Origin of the sequence: Brenneria tiliae, from assembly GCF_023347575.1 — a bacterium.
In the GTDB taxonomy this organism is placed as follows: domain Bacteria; phylum Pseudomonadota; class Gammaproteobacteria; order Enterobacterales; family Enterobacteriaceae; genus Brenneria; species Brenneria corticis.
The window spans coordinates 126887-140764 of record NZ_JAKPCB010000099.1; the positions used below are offsets into that span (position 1 = coordinate 126887).

Annotated in this window: 12 protein-coding genes; 2 read left to right on the forward strand and 10 right to left on the reverse strand. The window is 54.5% G+C overall.

Features of this window, described 5'->3' with window-relative positions; all coding sequences use genetic code 11:
• Positions 1-51 precede the first annotated feature (51 nt).
• The 4 genes from MFP24_RS14360 to MFP24_RS14375 all read right to left on the reverse strand — a co-directional run bounded on the left by MFP24_RS14360 (position 52) and on the right by MFP24_RS14375 (position 4878).
• Entirely contained in the window at positions 52-1446 is a 1395-nt protein-coding gene (locus MFP24_RS14360) for a glycoside hydrolase family 1 protein (RefSeq protein WP_249231046.1), read from the reverse strand.
• A gap of 41 nt (positions 1447-1487) precedes the next feature.
• A complete protein-coding gene (gene bglF / locus MFP24_RS14365) occupies positions 1488-3371 on the reverse strand; it encodes a PTS beta-glucoside transporter subunit IIABC (protein WP_249231045.1) in 1884 nt (627 codons plus the stop codon).
• A 299-nt stretch (positions 3372-3670) separates the two neighbouring features.
• Positions 3671-4516 (reverse strand): BglG family transcription antiterminator LicT, encoded by an 846-nt coding sequence (gene licT, locus MFP24_RS14370; RefSeq protein WP_249231044.1) that lies wholly within the window; start codon positions 4514-4516, stop codon positions 3671-3673.
• A gap of 170 nt (positions 4517-4686) precedes the next feature.
• Entirely contained in the window at positions 4687-4878 is a 192-nt protein-coding gene (locus MFP24_RS14375) for a hypothetical protein (protein ID WP_249231043.1), read from the reverse strand.
• 268 nt (positions 4879-5146) lie between these two features.
• Here MFP24_RS14375 and pykF point away from each other — a divergent pair, with 268 nt between their 5' ends.
• Both pykF and MFP24_RS14385 read left to right on the forward strand, forming a co-directional pair.
• On the forward strand, positions 5147-6559 hold the full coding sequence (gene pykF / locus MFP24_RS14380; RefSeq protein ID WP_249231042.1) for a pyruvate kinase PykF: 1413 nt from the start codon (positions 5147-5149) through the stop codon (positions 6557-6559).
• Positions 6560-6879: 320 nt separating this feature from the next.
• Positions 6880-7116, forward strand: coding sequence for a major outer membrane lipoprotein (locus MFP24_RS14385; protein ID WP_005970385.1), 237 nt, complete (start codon positions 6880-6882; stop codon positions 7114-7116).
• A 142-nt stretch (positions 7117-7258) separates the two neighbouring features.
• On the opposite strand, the gene MFP24_RS14390 is transcribed toward MFP24_RS14385, so the two are convergent.
• From MFP24_RS14390 to sufB, 6 genes are all read right to left on the reverse strand, one after another.
• Complete coding sequence (locus MFP24_RS14390; RefSeq protein ID WP_249231041.1) at positions 7259-8281, reverse strand: L,D-transpeptidase family protein; 1023 nt, start codon at positions 8279-8281, stop codon at positions 7259-7261.
• A gap of 302 nt (positions 8282-8583) precedes the next feature.
• Positions 8584-9000 (reverse strand): cysteine desulfuration protein SufE, encoded by a 417-nt coding sequence (gene sufE / locus MFP24_RS14395; RefSeq protein WP_249231040.1) that lies wholly within the window; start codon positions 8998-9000, stop codon positions 8584-8586.
• Between the two features lie 29 nt (positions 9001-9029).
• Entirely contained in the window at positions 9030-10253 is a 1224-nt protein-coding gene (gene sufS / locus MFP24_RS14400) for a cysteine desulfurase SufS (protein WP_249231039.1), read from the reverse strand.
• Positions 10250-11578 carry a Fe-S cluster assembly protein SufD gene (sufD, locus tag MFP24_RS14405; RefSeq protein ID WP_249231038.1) on the reverse strand — a complete coding sequence of 443 codons (1329 nt, stop codon included), beginning with the start codon at positions 11576-11578 and terminating at the stop codon, positions 10250-10252. The genes sufS and sufD overlap by 4 nt, the downstream gene beginning before the upstream one ends.
• Positions 11553-12299, reverse strand: coding sequence for a Fe-S cluster assembly ATPase SufC (gene sufC / locus MFP24_RS14410; RefSeq protein ID WP_249231037.1), 747 nt, complete (start codon positions 12297-12299; stop codon positions 11553-11555). Before sufC ends, sufD begins: the two co-directional genes overlap by 26 nt.
• 81 nt (positions 12300-12380) lie before the next feature.
• On the reverse strand, positions 12381-13877 hold the full coding sequence (sufB, locus tag MFP24_RS14415) for a Fe-S cluster assembly protein SufB (RefSeq protein ID WP_249231036.1): 1497 nt from the start codon (positions 13875-13877) through the stop codon (positions 12381-12383).
• Position 13878: the final 1 nt, after the last annotated feature.

Below are 13878 nucleotides of genomic sequence, written 5' to 3' on the forward strand. Positions count from 1 at the left end.
TCGATAGCCGACGCGCTGCAGGCCGCGTCGGCGAAAACGGAAACGCCGCAGCTATTTCAGCGCATCCCCATTGCTGCTGATAACGTCCCGATACCAGTAAAAGCTCTTCTTGCGCCGGCGTTCCAAAGTGCCGTTGCCCTGGTCGTCGCGATCGACATGGATGAAACCGTAGCGCTTGGACATCTCGGCCTTCGAGGCGCTCACCAGGTCGATGGGTCCCCAGCAGGTATACCCCAGCACCTCGACGCCGTCCGCCAGCGCTTCCCCCACCTGATACAGATGATCGTTCAGGTACTTGATGCGGTAGTCGTCGTTAATGCTGCCGTCCGCCTCCACCTTATCCTTGGCTCCCAGTCCGTTCTCCACGATAAACAGCGGCTTCTGATAGCGGTCGTATAGTTCGTTCAGCAGATAACGCAGACCCTCAGGATCGATTTGCCAGCCCCACTCGGAACTTTCCAGATGCGGGTTCGGCACCATTTGCAAAATGTTGCCGCGCGCTTGACGATTCAGCTCTTCATCGGCGGTGACGCAGCCGGTCATGTAGTAGCTAAAGGAAATGAAATCGATGGTTTCCTGCAGCGCCTGCCGGTCATCTCCGGTGATGGTGATATCAATGCCGTGCTCTTTAAAGAAACGCGTCATATAGGCCGGGTAGTATCCTCTGACCTGAACATCGCCGAAAAACAGCCAGTCACGGTTTTGCTGCATGGTTTTAAGAACGTCGGCAGGTTTGCAGGTTAATGGGTAAAACATTGAACCCAGCAGCATATTGCCGATTTTGGCGTCGGGAATGATCTCATGGCAGGCTTTCACCGCTTTGGCGCTGGCCACCAACTGATGATGGATCGCCTGATAGATCGCCTGCTTGCTGCTATTCGACGGCAGGCCGACGCCGGTAAAGGGCGCGTGCAGCGCGCAGTTGATTTCATTAAACGTCAGCCAGTGTTTTACCTTATGCCGATAGCGTTCAAATACCGTGCGCGCATAGCGTTCAAAGAAGGTTATGGTGTCGCGGCTGCCCCAGCCGCCGTAGTTGCGCACCAATCCGTAGGGCATTTCATAGTGTGACAACGTCACTAATGGCTTAATATCGTATTTTGCCATTTCATCAAACAGGCGATCGTAAAATGCCAGTCCGGCTTCGTTCGGCGTTGCTTCATCGCCCTGTGGGAAAATACGCGTCCAGGCGATCGATGTGCGTAAAGTCTTAAAGCCCATTTCGGCAAACAGCGCGATATCTTCGGGGTAGCGATGATAAAAATCGATTGCCACGTCCTTTATTCCGCTATCGCCGGCGGTTCTTTCCACTGTCTCGCCAAAAATGCCATGGGGCTGCAAATCCGATGTCGATAGCCCCTTGCCGTCGGTCAAATAAGCGCCTTCAACCTGATTTGCCGCAATCGCGCCGCCCCACAAAAAATCGTCAGGAAAACGGTGGCTCATTTTTAATCTCCTTCCCAATTCGGGTGTGAAATGTTGCTATGTCAGCGTATCAACGTTAATAAGGGCGCCTGTTCCTGTACGGAATTTTCCGCCACAGGCAGCACATCAACGTAGTCGTCGCTGTTGGTAATAATGACGGGCGTGGTGGTGTCATACCCCGCCGCCTCAATGGCCTGATAATCAAACTCCACCAGCAAATCGCCCTGCCTGACCGTATCGCCGGTTTTAACGTGGGGAGTAAAATACTGGCCGTTCAGTTTTACCGTATCGATCCCGATGTGAATCAACACTTCGGCGCCGTCATCAGACTCCAGGCCTATCGCATGGTTGGTTTTAAACAGCGAGGCGACGGTGCCGTTGACCGGTGAAACCACCCGCCCGACCTGCGGCTTGATGGCAATGCCTTTGCCCATCAGCCCGCTGGCAAAGGTCTGATCGTTAACCTGTTCCAATGGCAGGATCTCACCGCTGATAGGACTGCCCACCGCCTGCCGGCGCGCTGACGCCGTGCGTGCCGCCGCGGCCTCGACCGCCGGGGCTTCAGGCACGAGTTCTTTTTTGATGCCAAACAGATAGCTGGCCAGCGCAGCGAACCCAAAAGCGACTACCGTGCCGATAATGCCCCCCCAGACGGTCATATCCATCCCGGTAGAAGGAATAATTTGCGTAAAGGCGAAGATACTGGGCAGTCCGAAAGAGTACTGCGTGGTGCCGAAATAGCCGGCGACGGCGCCGCCAAGCGCCCCGCCGACGCAGCCGAAGATAAACGGACGGCGCAGGGGCAGGTTGACGCCATAGATGGCCGGTTCGGTGATACCGAAAATCCCCGCCGGGAACGCCGAGCCGGCGATGCCTTTCAGCTTCGCGTCCCGGGTGCGCAGGGACACGCCCAGCGCCGCGCCCGCCTGCGCCATCACCGCCGGAGTCAGCACCGCGATCAGGGTGTCATGCCCCAGGGCGCTGAAGTTGTTGATCATCAGCGGCACAAATCCCCAGTGCAGGCCGAACATCACGAACACCTGCCACAGGCCGCCCATAAAGCCGCCGGCGATGGTCGAGCTGGAGCCATAAATGATCTGATAGCCGTGCGCCAACTGGAAGCTCAGCCAGGTGGTCACCGGTCCGATGGCTAAAAACGTCAGCGGCACGGTGATGATCAGGCATAGCGCCGGGGTGAAAAAGTTGCGGATATTGGCGTGCAAAAAGGCGTTCAGCGGTTTTTCCAGCCGGCAGGACACCCAGGCGGCGAAGATAATCGGGATAACCGACGACGCGTAGTTGATAAAGGTGATGGGAATACCGAGGAAATGCAGCGGCTGGTAGTCCGCCGCAGCCATGGCATTAAACTCGGCCAACATTGTCGGATGCACCAGCGCGCCGCCAATCGCCATGGTCACAAAAGGATTGCCGCCAAATTTTTTCCCGGCGGTATAACCGAGAATAATCGGGAAGAAATAGAATAATGAATCGCTGGCGGAAAATAAAAGTTTATAGGTTCCGCTACTTTCCACCAGCCAGCCGCAGGCCAGACTCAGGGCTAAAAATCCCTTCAGAATACCAGAGGCCGCCATAATCCCCATCAGCGGGGTAAAAATACCGGCAATAATATCAATAAGCCGTGAAAGAATATTTTCATTATTATTACTGCCTTCCTGACCTTCTGAATTAGCGTCTTCGCTTATACCAGACACATCAAGCAGGTCCTGATAAACCTCACTGACATGGTTACCGACGACCACCTGAAACTGACCGCCGCTTTCGACAACCATAATAATGCCGGGATTATCCTTAAGCGCATTAATATCCGCCCTGCTTCTATCCTTTAATTTAAAACGCAGTCGCGTTGCGCAATGTAATACGCTATTAACATTACTACTACCGCCAACCCCGTCAAGTATCTCACTGGCTAATGTCTTGTATTTCATTGCCTATCCTTAAAACTAAATAACCACATGATAAATAATAAATTTTTAACTTTTATCACTATTCCGGACGAAAAAAAACCTAAACCGTTATTCTCTCCTGACCATAATGGCTCAAGGAAAAAACGGTTTAGGTTTTGCCTGTATTACTGGATTTCAGTCGTACAGTTACAATCCTGATTTTCTAAAAACTACCGATACCTGAATTCTATTATCCAACATAATTCCTATGCAAGTAATTTATTTTCGTTTATTACCATTATGTGATAAACAGCAAATTTTCTTGTTATTTATATTACGATCTAGGTTTTTCCCAACAGCTCCGTTCTTACCCGTTCAATATGAATTGTCAGAAACATCAACTCCTCTTTAGTCAAACTGTACCGATACTGCTGGTCGATATAAGTCGATATTTTTTCGGCGCAGCCATAGGCAAGGCGATATTTTTCCTTCACGACGTCATGCAATGATTCGTCATCGCTGGATACCGTATTTTTTCCAATCAGCCGTTGGGCAAAAAACTTGAGATGGGTAACGAAGCGATGATAGCTTAATGATTGTTCATCATAATCCAGGTTGAGCTGGTATTTAACGATATTCAGGATTTCCTGCATGATTTTGGTGATATGAATCACTTCCGGCATTTCGCTATCCAACTGCGCATTCACCAGATGCAAGGCAATAAAGCCGGCTTCATCTTCCGGTAACCGCACCGACAGGCGCCGTTCGATAATGTCCAGCGCCTCCACGCCGACCATGAACTCTTTCGGATAGAGGCGCTTTATCTCCCATAGCAGCACGTTACGGATATTGACCCCTTGCTTGTGCCGTTCAATCGCAAAGTGGCAGTGATCGGTCAAAGAGATATAGATGCTGTTTTGCAACTTTCCCGGCAGGCGTTCTTTCGCCAGCGAAATAATTTTATCCGCGGTGGTGATCACCTCCAGCGGGATCTCCGAAAGCAGCGCTTCCAGGCGTGACGTCAACTCCCCGCTTTTCATGACGAACACTCTTTCGACCAGAGACTCATCAAGGCGATCGCCGGTATGCTTCTTGAAACCCAGCCCACGGCCCATCACAACCGACTCATTATTGTTTTCGTCGATAACCGTTACGACGTTATTGTTGAGTATCTTGGCAATTTTCATTATTCATACCCTGAAAACAAAAAAACCAGACACCCGCGGGGAAAGCGGATATCTGGTCTTGCCTGCTTGCGCAGTAACAATCCTTAATGGTGGACAAGCTACCACTATTTCTAATCTTCTCAACTCCGGCTGAACAGAAACGTGATATCGATCGGAAGAAAACATTCTGTTTACATATCCTTTTCTTTTTTGCGGAAAAAAGTGATCGAGAACACATTATTGTACAACGCGATGACGCCTCCGCTTATCGATTGCACGGGGCCGAACACGGGCAGTTGCGCAACAAAGCTTGGCAAAAACCACAAATCGACCGTTTTTTTGCGTAAACGGGTTAAAATATGCGACTTGAGGCCCTCTACCACCTTGTTTCTCATTGACTAATAACTATAATACGGAACGTTGTTTCAAGTGAATGGTTTCAGCTAATCGACGTGCCACTATCATTAAAATCGTTATCAAAGGCATTGTTTACCCTTATCCCGTTGCTCAAACGCGGTAATCGGTTACGCGCTTCATCAACTATACTTATTTCTTCCTGGCCGTCGCCAAACGCATTCTTTCCGGGAGTCGCTGCATCACCACTGCCGGTTCACTCGTTTTTTATCCATCACAACTTGTAGAAGCTATCGTATGAAAAAGACAAAAATTGTTTGCACCATCGGGCCCAAAACAGAATCAGAAGAAATGCTGAGCAACCTGCTGAACGCCGGCATGAATGTTATGCGCCTGAACTTCTCGCACGGGGATTACGCTGAACACGGTCAGCGCATCAAAAACCTGCGCGCCGTGCTGGCAAAAACCGGTAAGCAGGCCGCTATTCTGCTCGACACCAAAGGACCGGAAATCCGCACCATGAAGCTGGAAAACGGCGCCGACGTTTCACTGACCGCGGGCCAGACGTTCACCTTCACCACCGACGCGAGCGTGATCGGCAATAGCCAGCGCGTTGCGGTGACCTATACCGGCTTCCCTGAAGATCTGAGCGTCGGCAACACCGTTCTGGTGGATGACGGCCTGATCGGCATGGAAGTGACCGCCATCAACGGCAATGAAGTCGTTTGTAAAGTCCTCAACAATGGCGATCTGGGCGAAAACAAAGGCGTTAACCTGCCGGGCGTCTCTATCCAGCTGCCGGCTCTGGCGGAAAAAGACAAACGCGACCTGATTTTCGGCTGCGAACAAGGCGTCGACTTCGTTGCCGCTTCCTTTATCCGCAAACGCTCCGATGTTGAAGAAATTCGCGCGCACCTGCAACAGCACGGCGGCGAACACATCCAGATCATTTCCAAGATCGAAAACCAGGAAGGTCTGAACAACTTTGACGAAATTCTCGATGCGTCCGACGGCATTATGGTTGCCCGCGGCGATCTCGGGGTCGAAATTCCGGTTGAAGAAGTGATTTTCGCCCAAAAGATGATGATTGAGAAATGTAACCAGGCCCGTAAAGTCGTTATCACGGCGACGCAGATGCTGGATTCGATGATTAAAAACCCGCGTCCTACCCGCGCGGAAGCCGGTGACGTCGCCAACGCCATCATTGACGGCACCGATGCGGTGATGCTGTCCGGCGAAAGCGCCAAAGGGAAATACCCGCTCGAGTCCGTTACTATTATGGCGACCATTTGCCGTCGTACCGACACCGTGATGAAAGCCCGTCTGGATACCATCAAGACGGTGGGCAAACTGCGTATCACCGAAGCCGTATGCCGCGGCGCGGTTGAAACGGCTGAGAAACTGGATGCGCCGCTTATCGTCGTGGCGACCAGCGGCGGCAAGTCGGCCAAGTCGATCCGTAAATACTTCCCCAACGCCCGCATCCTGGCGCTGACGACCAATGAAATCACCGCCCGTCAGCTGCTGCTGAGCAAAGGCGTGGATACGCTGCTGGTAAAAGAAATCGCCTCCACCGATGATTTCTACCGTATAGGTAAGGAAGCGGCGCTGAACAGCGGCCACGCGCAGGCCGGCGATGTGGTGGTGATGGTTTCCGGCGCGCTGGTGCCAAGCGGCACCACCAATACCGCGTCGGTGCACCGTCTGTAAATCCGTTACGCTTTCACATATTAAAAAAGCGCCTTTCACGGCGCTTTTTTATATTCTGCGGTTATCATGCTTATCCGCCGCGCGCTAAATTAATACCTTTTATTTAACAGACAACTTTAATAGCGCAAAGCTCGGACTATTCCGATGGAAATGACGCTGTTTTCTTTACTTTTTTCATTGCCCCGCAAAACCCGCTGCTTCTTTGAGCGAACGATCAAAATTAAGCATGTTCTCATCAAAAATTTATTCTCATTAGAAAAAAGTTTGTGTAATACTTGTAACGCTACATGGAGATTAACTCAATCTAGAGGGTATTAATAATGAATCGTACTAAACTGGTACTGGGCGCGGTAATTCTGGGTTCTACTCTGCTGGCTGGTTGCTCCAGCAACGCTAAAATTGACCAGCTGTCTTCTGACGTTCAGACTCTGAACGCTAAAGTTGACCAACTGAGCAACGACGTGAACGCAATCCGCTCTGACGTACAGGCTGCTAAAGACGACGCAGCTCGTGCTAACCAGCGTCTGGACAACCAAGTTCGCACTTACAAAAAGTAATCGAACTGGTTAAGTAGTAAAAATGGCGCACAGTGTGCGCCATTTTTTTGTCTGCATTTTTCGCTTCACCGGCTTTCGCTTGCCGGGGCGCCCCTTTCAAACCCGGCTCCAGAACGTCCGCAGCCGGGTTATGCGCGTTACCTTACCGGGAGGCGCTGACAGAGGTGATCGGCGCGCCTGACGGCGTCTCTGCGTCCTCAGCGGCCGACTGAATAGGCTCCTGATAGGTATTGATATCCTGACCGACATTGACCAGCACCGGCATACCGGAACGCCGTACGATGGCGTCCGCAACGGTTTTGGCGTCGGTATCGTCGTCATCAATAAATTTCTTGGTCTTTTTATTGATGCCGATCGGCATGGTCTGCGGGTCATCCTGATCGGTTTTGGACAAGGGTTGATGAACCTCTACGTAACGTTTTCCGTCCGGCTCGACCGATGTTTTAATCGCATCATTGACGATTTGCACCCGCGTACCGACCGGAACGGCGTTAAACAACGCTTCGATATCCTCGGGCCGCAAGCGGATGCAGCCGGAACTGACGCGCATGCCGATACCAAAATTCGCATTGGTGCCATGAATCAGGTACACGCCGCCATGCGCCGCCAGGCGTAACGCGAACAGCCCCATCGGGTTATCCGGCCCGGCGGGCACCACCACCGGCAGCGTGATGCCCTGCTCTTCCAGATAATGCTTGCGGATATTCGCCGTTGGCGTCCAGGTCGGATTAGCCCGCTTTTCCGAAATCGAGGTGACCATCAGCGGGGTTTTGCGTCCCAGTTGACCAATGCCGATGGGATAGACGATGACGGTATTCTTGCCTTTCGGATAATAGTAAAGCCGCAGTTCCGCAAGGTTGACCACTATGCCCTCACGCGGCGTATCCGGCAGCAGCATCTGCGTGGGGATGGTTAAGGTCGAACCGGCCTGCGGCAGATAGGGGTCGGTTCCGGGATTCGCTTCCAGCATCCCTAATAGGCCAATCTTGAAATCAGCGGCGATAGCTTCCAGCGGACGGCCATCATCGGGGACGGTATAGGCGATGTTCTCGCCGATAAGGCGGCTGCCCGGCGGCGGCAACGGATATTCCGTGGCGCCGGCCGCGCCGCTGCCTGCCAGATACGTGGCGAATACCAGACCAAGTAAAGTTAACGCGCGTTTCATACAAATTTCCCTACGTCACTGATTTATGCAGGTTTATAAACGATGTCCGGTTCTTTATTCAGCAACCGGTATCATGCTTATGCAATATTAGCATTGTGGTAACAAAATTATCTTTTATTTGAAAATCAAGGGATTGATATTCAATTCTTTACAAATATCCGTTTCAGAATAAATTTTGGCGGGGGATAAATCTACGGGACTAATTCTGAAATATCAGCAGGATAATATTTCACAATTAAAAAATCGCCCGCATTGACGGCCGGGCGTTTTTTTCGCGGAAATAAGAAATAAAGGGCGGACGCTTAGGACAACCCCGCCGCGCGCGCGCGAATGGCCCGCAGCATGGCTTCCAACCCCTGGGAGCGGGATGGCGTCAGATGCTGGGTCAGCGCCAGCTCCTGAAAGAAGGGACGCACGTCCAGCGCAACGATTTCCTGCGCGCTCAGCCCCTGATACAGGCTGAACACCACGGCGATCAGCCCTTTGACGATGGCCGCGTCGCTGTCGCCATGCAGGGTCACCCGCCCCCGATCGTCAGGCTGCATCACTATCCACACCTGACTCTGGCAACCGGCAATCAGGTTTTCCGGCCGGCGCCATGCCTCGGGCAGCGGCTCCAGCCGCGCGCCCAGTTCAATAATATAAAGATATTTTTCTTCCCAGTTATGACAGCGCGAAAAATTACGCGCCAATTTCTGCGGATCCGGCAGACTTGCCATTTTTTCCTCCCCAGGCAGCAAAGCGGCGCTTAGTTGCCCAGTAATCGATGGATACGTTGCAACCCGGCAACCAGCCGGTCTACTTCTTCGCGGGTAGTATAAACGGCCAGCGAGGCGCGGCACATACTGGAGACGGCATAGTGCTCCATCAGCGGCATCGCGCAGTGGTGACCGGTGCGAATCGCAATTCCATACTGGTCGAGGAAACTGCCGACATCATAGGCATGGTGCTGCCCGAGGTTAAAGGCGATAACGCCCTTTCTCTCCGCCGGGCCGTACAGCGTCAAATCAGGAACCTGGGCCAGCGCCTCCAGCGCATAGCTCATCAGCGCGGACTCATAGCGCTGGATCGCCTCGCGTCCCAGCGCCGTAACATAGCTTAGCGCCGCGCCCAGCCCCATGATGCCGGCGGTATTCGGCGAACCGGCCTCAAAACGCCATGGCGCATCGGCATAGGTGGTGCCGGCGCTCAGGCTGACTTCGCGGATCATCGCCCCGCCGCCTTCCCACGGCGGCATCGCCTGCAGCAGCGCGCTTTTGCCATACAGCACGCCGATCCCCGACGGGCCGTAGATTTTATGCCCGGAAAAGACGAAGAAATCACAATCCAGATCCCGCATGTCGACGGGCTGGTGCATAATCGACTGCGCGCCGTCCACCAGAACCACCGCCCCGGCGGCTTTTGCCTGCGCGATAATCTCTTTCACCGGATTCAGGGTGCCCAGCACGTTTGAAATATGCGTCACCGCCACCAGCCGGGTGCGTTCGTCCAGCAAGGCGGGAAGCCGGGTAAGATCCAGCGTTCCGTCCGCCGCCAACGGCACTACGCGGATTTCAATTCCCCTGGCCTGCGCCAGCATCTGCCAGGGAACGATATTCGCGTGATGCTCCATCTCGGTAATGATCAGGTTGTCGCCGGGCTGGAGGAAGGTATGTCCGTAGCTGTTGGCCACCAGGTTAATGGCTTCCGTGGTGCCGCGCACAAAGACGATCTCTTCCGCCGATGCGGCATTGATAAAGGCGGCGACCTGTTCGCGCACGCCCTCCATGGCGCTGGTGGCCCGCGCGCTCAGGGTATGAATGCCGCGATGTACGGCGGCGTATTCATGCTGGTAAAACGCCGCTTCACGGTCAATCACCGCCTGCGGTTTTTGTGCGCTGGCGGCGCTGTCCAGATAAGCCAGGGGGTGTCCGTTCACTTCCGTCGCCAGCAGCGGGAAATCGGCCCGGACCCGTTCGATTGGATAAGTCATAGCTCAGCCTTCAATAAATCCGCCTGTGCGTTCGGCAGGCGCAGCGCAATACGTTTTAATATCACATCCCTTAATGACTCATCGGCAATGGCTTCCGTCAGTTCGGCGGCAAAAGCGAAGATGATCATCTGGTGCGCGTCCTGTCGGGTTATGCCGCGTGAACGCAGGTAAAACAGCTGCTCCTCGTCCATGCGGCCGATGGTGGCGCCGTGGCTGCATTTCACGTCGTCGGCATAGATTTCCAACTGCGGCTTGGTATCCACTTCGGCTAACCGCCCCAGCAGCAGGTTATTGTTGGTCATCTGACCGTCGGTTTTCAGCGCGCGGGGAGCGACCTTGATCATACCGTTAAACACCGCCTTGGCGCGGTCGTTGACAATGGTTTTATGCAACTGGCGGCTCTCGCCGTAGCCGTCGTTATGCTCCAGATAGGTGCGGGTATCGCAAACCTCGCTGCCGACGGGCATGATAAGGCTGTTAATCGCCAGATTGGCGCCTTCGCCGTTCAACTGCGCGCTGGTGTGGTGACGAGTCAGCCCCGCGCCCAGCAGGAAGCTGTGGCTGCGCACCTGGGCGTCACGCGCCAGCGCCAGATCGTTATGGGAAAAGTGATAGCCGGCCGCCGCCTCAAACGCCAGCTTGATATGGCCGACCCGGCTGTTTTCCCCGGCGTTGATCGTCAGGCGCGCGCCGGTAAAGTGCGCCTGCTCATCCAGGCTGACGTAGTGTTCGATAATCTGCGCGCCGGCGCCGCGCTCCACGTTCAGGTGATGGCGGTGGTGTACGGTGTTCAGCGCGGAGTCCTGCTCCCGGCCGCTGCTGATATGCAGCAAATAGAGCGGTTTCTCCGCCTGCTGCCCGGCGGGCAGGCGGATCAGCGTGCTGGCGGCGGCCAGGCTTTCCGTCAGGTGCAGAAACACCTCGGGCTGGATGGCGGCAGGCAGTTCGCCCTGAGCGCGCGATGCGTTGATATCAACCTGGTAAGGCCCCCACTGGGTATCGCTGAGCTGCTCGTTGAATACGCCGTCAATAAACACCAGACGCCAGCAGTCAACCGGCAGCGCCAGCGCATCCAGCGCCGCCCTGTCGACTCGCGACGCCTCGGGGATCACAAACTCGTGCGCCAGCAGCCCGTCGAGCGGGGTATATTTCCAGTGCTCGTGCTTACGCTGCGGCAACCCCAGGCGCTGCACTTCCTGCCAGTGCCGATGCGCCTCCGCCGAGCGCCGGGCGCTATAGGTTTCAAACAGGTTATGCCACTGCTGCAAGGCCTGTTCCTGTTTGCGCTGCGTATTGGTTTTATTGTTGGTCGGTAAGCCAGCCATAGCCTTGCTCCTCCAACTGTTTCACCAGCGAGAAATCCCCGGATTTAACGATGCGCCCCTGATACAGAACGTGAACGTAATCCGGCCGGATATAATCCAGAATGCGCTGGTAGTGCGTGACGATAATAAATGCGCGCTGCTGGTCGCGCAGCGAATTCACGCCGTTGGCGACAATTTTCAGCGCATCGATATCCAGGCCGGAATCGGTTTCATCCAGAATGCACAACTCCGGCTCAAGCGCCGCCATTTGCAGAATGTCGTTACGCTTCTTCTCGCCGCCGGAGAAACCGACGTTCACCGAACGGGTCAGCAAATCCTCCGGCATATTCAACAGCTTGATTTTGTCTTCGATAAAGTCGGCGAAGTCAAACCGGTCCAGAGGCTCCAACTGGCGGTATTTGCGCACGGCGTTGACCGCGGTTTGCAGGAAGAACTGGTTGCTGACGCCGGGAATTTCCACCGGATACTGAAACGCCATAAAGATGCCTTCGCCGGCCCGGTCCTCCGGATCCAGCTCCAGCAGGTCCTTGCCTTTAAAACTCACCGTGCCGTCGGTCACTTCATACTCTTCGCGCCCGGCCAGCGTCGCGGAGAGGGTGCTTTTCCCGGAGCCGTTCGGCCCCATAATGGCATGAACCTCACCCGGCTTGACCTGGAGATTCAGCCCCTGAATGATTTCTTTGCCTTCTACGCTGACTTTCAGATTTTCAATACTTAACATGCTCTATCCTTCCGGCGTCTTACATCTGGTGACGCTCATCATTTTTGTGACCGATGATAAGAAACATCGGCAACCGACGAATTAACCCACGCTATGTTCCAGACTAATCGCCAGTAACTTTTGCGCCTCGACCGCAAACTCCAGCGGCAGCTCAGAGAAAACGTCCTTGCAGAAGCCGTTGACGATCATCGAGATGGCGTCATCTTCGCTGATGCCGCGCTGCAGGCAGTAAAACAGCTGATCGTCGCCAATCTTCGAGGTGGTCGCCTCGTGCTCCAACTGCGCGGTGTTGTTGCGCACTTCCACGTACGGGAAGGTATGCGCGCCGCAGTCGCTGCCGATCAGCATCGAGTCGCACTGGGTAAAATTACGCGCGTTAGTGGCGCTCGGCATGATTTTCACCAGCCCGCGATAGGTATTTTCGCTGTGTCCGGCGGAAATCCCTTTGGAGATAATGGTCGAGCGGGTGTTTTTACCGATATGAATCATCTTGGTGCCGGTATCCGCCTGCTGGCGACCGTTGGTGAGCGCCACGGAGAAAAACTCGCCCACCGAATTGTCGCCGCGCAAAATCACGCTGGGGTATTTCCAGGTAATGGCCGAACCGGTTTCCGATTGCGTCCATGACATTTTCGCATACTCGCCGGCGCACAGCGCCCGCTTGGTGACAAAGTTCAGAATCCCGCCTTCGGCGTCCTGACCGGCAAACCAGTTTTGCACGGTGGAATATTTCACTTCGGCGTTTTTATTGACGATCACCTCGACGACCGCCGCATGCAGCTGATAGCTGTCGCGCACCGGCGCCGAGCACCCCTCGATATAGCTGACGTAGCTGTCGTCGTCGGCGATCAGGATGGTGCGCTCAAACTGCCCGGTTTTAGCGGCGTTAATGCGGAAATAGGTGGACAGCTCCATCGGACAGCGCACGCCTTTCGGGATATAGACGAAGGTGCCGTCGGAGGCGACCGCGGCGTTCAAGGCGGCGAAGAAGTTGTCGTTCGAAGGCACCACCGTACCGAGGTACTGGCGAACCAGATCCGGGTGTTCCTGAATCGCCTCGCTGAACGAACAGAAAATGATGCCCTGCTCGGCCAGTTCATGACGGTAGGTCGTCGCCACGGAAACGGAGTCGAAAATGGCGTCCACCGCGACCGACTTGCCTTCGCGAACCGGGACGCCCAGCTGGTTAAAGGCGTTTTCAACCTCGCTGGTCAGGTAATTATTGACCTCGGCAATGCCGGACTGCTGGGTGGCGCCCGGCTGGGAGTCGCAGGTGTCGTCGCAGTGACCGCAGGACGGCGCCGAATAATAGCTATAGTCCTGATAGTCGAGCTTGGCATAATGCGCTTTCAGCCAGTGCGGCTCTTCCATTTCCTGCCACGCCCGAAAGGCGTTGAGGCGGAACTCCAGCATCCACTCCGGTTCATTGCGTTTGGCTGAAATCGCCCGGACCACGTCTTCGTTAATCCCGCGTGCCAGTTCATCCGTCGCCAGTTCGGTGAAGAAGCCCTCTTTGTAACGGCCGTCCCCCATCCAGATCTGGACATCATCAGGTACATCTACTGTGCTACGTGCCATA

What these genes read in the sequence shown, in the direction of transcription:
- MFP24_RS14360 (WP_249231046.1), bottom strand. Translation starts at nt 1,446, where the DNA reads ATGAGCCACCGTTTTCCTGACGATTTTTTGTGGGGCGGCGCGATTGCG.
- bglF (WP_249231045.1), bottom strand. Translation starts at nt 3,371, where the DNA reads ATGAAATACAAGACATTAGCCAGTGAGATACTTGACGGGGTTGGCGGT.
- licT (WP_249231044.1), bottom strand. Translation starts at nt 4,516, where the DNA reads ATGAAAATTGCCAAGATACTCAACAATAACGTCGTAACGGTTATCGAC.
- pykF (WP_249231042.1), top strand. Translation starts at nt 5,147, where the DNA reads ATGAAAAAGACAAAAATTGTTTGCACCATCGGGCCCAAAACAGAATCA.
- MFP24_RS14385 (WP_005970385.1), top strand. Translation starts at nt 6,880, where the DNA reads ATGAATCGTACTAAACTGGTACTGGGCGCGGTAATTCTGGGTTCTACT.
- MFP24_RS14390 (WP_249231041.1), bottom strand. Translation starts at nt 8,281, where the DNA reads ATGAAACGCGCGTTAACTTTACTTGGTCTGGTATTCGCCACGTATCTG.
- sufE (WP_249231040.1), bottom strand. Translation starts at nt 9,000, where the DNA reads ATGGCAAGTCTGCCGGATCCGCAGAAATTGGCGCGTAATTTTTCGCGC.
- sufS (WP_249231039.1), bottom strand. Translation starts at nt 10,253, where the DNA reads ATGACTTATCCAATCGAACGGGTCCGGGCCGATTTCCCGCTGCTGGCG.
- sufD (WP_249231038.1), bottom strand. Translation starts at nt 11,578, where the DNA reads ATGGCTGGCTTACCGACCAACAATAAAACCAATACGCAGCGCAAACAG.
- sufC (WP_249231037.1), bottom strand. Translation starts at nt 12,299, where the DNA reads ATGTTAAGTATTGAAAATCTGAAAGTCAGCGTAGAAGGCAAAGAAATC.
- sufB (WP_249231036.1), bottom strand. Translation starts at nt 13,877, where the DNA reads ATGGCACGTAGCACAGTAGATGTACCTGATGATGTCCAGATCTGGATG.